Raw genomic sequence first — 4,102 nt, forward strand, 5'->3', positions numbered from 1 at the left:
AAGCAAAGAAAAGTGACTCGCCGCAAGGCGAAAGCTGTGCCCTTGCACTTGTTGTCACCATGGCTGAATTATGGGAGCGACCTCGACACCAGACGCACTAGGCATCGAACAACGCCCGTTGCGGATCCGGCGGCGGCAGCGTGTCGTACAGGCGCTGCAACTCTTCGCGGCAGGCGCGCAGCGGATCGTGCATCAGGAAGCCGGCCAGGCGCGCGTGCCAGGCCGGCCAGCGCGTGGCCAGCGCGTCCATGTCGCCGTCGGCGGCGCGGCCTTCGCCGCTGCTGGCGACATGCGCGGTCTCGCACAGCACGTTGCGCCAGCCGAGCCCGGCCATGCGCAGCGACAGGTCGGTCAGCGCCGCATACCAGGAGCCGTAGCTGCTGGCGTCCAGCCCGCCGGCGCGCTGCCGCGCCACCCCACGCAGCACCACCGCATGGCACACCGCCGACGGCAGTTCCGGATGCAGCGGCGGCAGCGCCGCGCAGGCCCGTGCCAGACGCTCGGGATCCTCGGGCGGCGGATTGATCTCGCCCAGCCGCGGCCACGCGCAGGCTTCGCCGGCATTGCTCCACGGCGTGGCGCTGGCGATGGCCGCGTCGCGCGCCAGGCAGGCGCTCAACTGCAGCAACCAGCCCGGCCCGGGCTGCGCATCGGCCGCCAGCACCGCCACGTCGGCATCGCCGCAGGCGCGCAGCATCTCGTCTACATGCGCCACCTCGCCGAGCATGCGCGGCCGCCGCGTGTAGTCGGCCTGCAGGCGCGTGCGCGCCAGCCAGGCCTCGATCACCCGGGTGCCGCGCGGGCCGGCCTGCGCATCGTCGGCCAGCCACACGCGGGTGCCGGCCGGCGTGTTCGCTTCGAGCGCGCCCAGGCAGGCGTCCAGCGCGACGTCGTCGACGCCGACCGCCAGCAGCACGATGGGCAGGCTCACCCGCTTACTTCTTGCCGCGTGCCGGCAGCGGCTTCATGGCCTCGAACTTCGCTCCGTACTCATCGGTGAGATTGCGCGCTTCCTGCGGGTTGCGCACGATCGAGGGCGTGATCAGCACGATCACTTCCTGGCGATCCTGCTTCTGGGTTTTCTGCCCGAACAGCGCACCGACCACCGGCAGCTTGCTCAGGTAGGGAACACCGTTGCTGCCATCAGTGGTGCTGTCGTTGATCAAGCCGGCCAGCATGATGGTGTCGCCGCTCTGCACGGCCGCCTCGGTCTTGACCCGACGGGTGTTGATCGGCACGTTGCAGGCGACGCTGGTGCCGGCGCTGGTACCGCAATTGGTCGGCGCCGCGCCGGGCGAGCTGACTTCCTGCACGATGTCCAGGAACACCATGCCGTCCTTGGTCACGCGCGGACGCACCTTCAGGATCACGCCGGTATCGAGGTAGTTCACCGAGGAGTAGGTGGTGCCGGCGCCCAGGCCGGTGTCGACACTGACCGAGTTGATCGGAATGCGCGTGCCCACATTGAGCGTGGCCTCGGCGTTGTTGCGCACGAACACCGAGGGCGTCTGCAACAGCTTGACGTTGGTGACCTGATCCAGCGCAGTGATCACCGCTGCGGCGTTCTTGCCGAGGAAGGTCCAGCCCAGGCCACTGCTGCCGGTGATGGCACCGGCGATATCGCCCCAGATCTTGCGGCCGGCCGCGCTGGGCAGATTCGCGCCACCGCCGCTGAAGCCGATGTTGTCGGCAGTGGATGACGCGTTCACCGCCTGCTCGAAGTACCAGTTGACGCCGTATTTTAGGTCGCCGGTCAGGTTGACCTCCGCCACCTGCGCCTCGATGTGCACCTGCATCGGCATCACGTCGAGCTTCTCGACCACGTCGCGGATCGAGCGCCAGGCCTGCGGGGTCGAGCGCACCAGCAGGGTGTTGGTTTCCTCCACCGCCGACACACCGACCTTGTCGCCCTGCACTTCCAGGGTCACGCTGCCGTTGCCGGACGTGCGCGGGGACAGTTGCAGGCTGCCACTCCCCAGGCCGCCGCCACTGCTGCCGGAGGAACTGCTGCCGCCCAGGCTGTCGCTGCTGCTGCCGCTACTGCCCAGGCTGCCGCCGCCCAGGCTGCTGTCGCTGCCGTTGAAGCCGCCCAGGCCGCCGCCGTTCAACTGGCTCATCTGCGAGCCCGGCATCAGCGAGGCGTTGGAGTCGCCGCGGTTGCCGCCGCCGGCGCCGAACACTTCGGCCAGGCGGTCGGCCAGGTCCTTGGCCTTGATGTACTTGAGTTCGTAGGAGAACAGCCGCGCGCCGCCGCCGGCGCTGTCGATGCGGTCCAGCCATTCCTGGATCTGGTCCAGGTAGCGCGCCTGCGGGGTAATCACCAGCACCGCGTTGGCGTTCTCCAGCGGCATGAAGCGGAACATGCCGGCACTGGGGGTCTTGCTGTTCTCGCCGAACACCTTCTCCAGGTCGGCCGCCACCTGCTCGGCCTTGCCCGACTGGATCGGGAACACGCCCACCGACATGCCCGACAGCCAGTCGACGTCGAAGATCTGCACGGTGCGCAGGTAGTTCTCCAGCTCGGCGCGGGTGCCGCCCAGGGTGATGACGTTGCGCGAACTGTCGATGCCGACGATGGCGTTCGGCCGCGCGTAGGGCTCCAGCACCTTCTTCATCTCGCTGGCGGAGATGTATTTCAGCGGCACCACGCGCACCTCGAAGCCGCGCGCGTTGGCCGGCGAGGCGGTGCTCGGCGCCACCGTGCCGGCCAGGGCCTGGTCGGCGGGGACGATGTTGTAGCGGCCGCCGCTGTAGACCATGCGCGCGTTGTTCCAGCCCAGCACCATCTCCAGCAGGTTCAGCGCCTGCGCCGGCGACACCGGCTTGGGCGTGGCCAGGGTCACCGTGCCCTGCACGCCCGGCGCGATCACGTAGTTCTGCCCGAGCATGTCGCCGAGGATGGCCTTGACCACCGCCTGCAGCGATTCGCCCTCGAAGTTGAAGGTGGCGCTGCCGCTGCTGGCGTTGCCCAGCGACGGCGCCGGCGCCGCGGCAGCCGCGGAATTGATCATGGTGCCGCTGCCGCGGCGGATCACCGGGGTGGCGCGCTCGGGCAAGGCATTGGGATCGGCCGGGCCGCCCTGGCCGTCGCTCTGGGTGCTGCCGGCCGCGCCGACCTGGGGGTTGATCGCGGCGCCGCGACGGATGTCCGGCGAGGGCGTGGTGGCGCAGCCGGCCACCAGGCCGATGGCGAGGAACAGGGAAAACAGACGCGGCGTCATGCGATCACTCTTCAAGGGTTCTGACCTGAGGGGTTGTTCTGGCGCTGTTGCTGCAATTGCCGACGGCGCGCTTCGATCCGCTCGCGGATGGCCTGCAACTGCTCCGACGACGGAGCCGGCGACGACGGCTGAGGGGCGCTCGGGGTCGGTGCCTGGTTCGGCACCGGGTTGGGGGTGGACTGGTTCGGCGGGCGCGGCGCGTTGGCGTTGGACTGGCCATTGGGCGCGGACGCCGGCGGCGGCATCTGCCCCTGCGCGGCACGCCCGGCCTGGCCGAGCACGGTCGGCGGCTGCCCGCCTTTGCCGTCGAACACCTTCAATTCCAGGGTCTGGGTGCCACCGGAACCGCTGACCGTGGCCTGGCGCGGCGACAGCGACAGCAGCCGCCAGCCCTGCACGGCGTCGCCGCCTTCCTTCAGGCGCAGCGATTCGCCCTGCTCGGTGGTCAGCGTCGCCATCTTGAAGCGGTCGGTGAGCAGCACGCCGGTCAGGCGCACGTTGGGCGCGGCGGCCTGGCCGTTGTCGGCGCTGAGGAAGAACGGATGCGGACGGCGATCCTCGGCGAACACCGGGCGCGCGGCGATCTCGCCGTACTGCGAGAAATCGCCCAGGCGCTGCGTGGTGGCCGCGGGCAAGCCCGGCAGCCGCTGCAGCATCGACGGATCGTCGGGCAGCGGCGCCACGCGTTCGCCGAGCCCGCCCAGGCCCAACGCCCAGATCAGCAGCCCCCACAGCGCCAGCGTGCCCAGCCACACGGTACGCAGGCCCATCGCTTCAATTCGCATGGCGGCCCTCCACCTGTTGCGGCAGGTCCGCCGGCGCGGCATTCGCGGCGCCGGGCGCACCTGGCGGGTTGGCCGCGCTGGGGGTGGCCGGCGGCG

General features: G+C 70.2%; 3 protein-coding genes. All 3 read right to left on the reverse strand.

The annotated features are described in order from the left end of the window. Positions 1 to 97: 97 nt before the first annotated feature. The 3 genes from D183_RS0106765 to xpsN are packed head-to-tail and all read right to left on the reverse strand — an operon-like array spanning position 98 to position 4,006. Complete coding sequence (locus tag D183_RS0106765; RefSeq protein WP_017908338.1) at positions 98 to 931, reverse strand: hypothetical protein; 834 nt, start codon at positions 929 to 931, stop codon at positions 98 to 100. A gap of 4 nt (positions 932 to 935) precedes the next feature. Next, the gene (gene gspD / locus D183_RS0106770; RefSeq protein ID WP_017908339.1) at positions 936 to 3,221 is read right to left on the reverse strand and encodes a type II secretion system secretin GspD; all 2,286 of its coding nucleotides are present in this window, start codon (positions 3,219 to 3,221) and stop codon (positions 936 to 938) included. Positions 3,222 to 3,232: 11 nt separating this feature from the next. Then, positions 3,233 to 4,006, reverse strand: coding sequence for a type II secretion system protein XpsN (xpsN, locus tag D183_RS0106775; protein ID WP_026144257.1), 774 nt, complete (start codon positions 4,004 to 4,006; stop codon positions 3,233 to 3,235). Positions 4,007 to 4,102: the final 96 nt, after the last annotated feature.

The organism is Xanthomonas sp. SHU 199 (assembly GCF_000364665.1).
GTDB classification, from domain to species: domain Bacteria; phylum Pseudomonadota; class Gammaproteobacteria; order Xanthomonadales; family Xanthomonadaceae; genus Xanthomonas_A; species Xanthomonas_A sontii.

Bases quoted from the DNA above. Each gene is read 5' to 3' on its own strand.
- gspD (WP_017908339.1), bottom strand. From the start codon at position 3,221: ATGACGCCGCGTCTGTTTTCCCTGTTCCTCGCCATCGGCCTGGTGGCC.
- xpsN (WP_026144257.1), bottom strand. From the start codon at position 4,006: ATGCGAATTGAAGCGATGGGCCTGCGTACCGTGTGGCTGGGCACGCTG.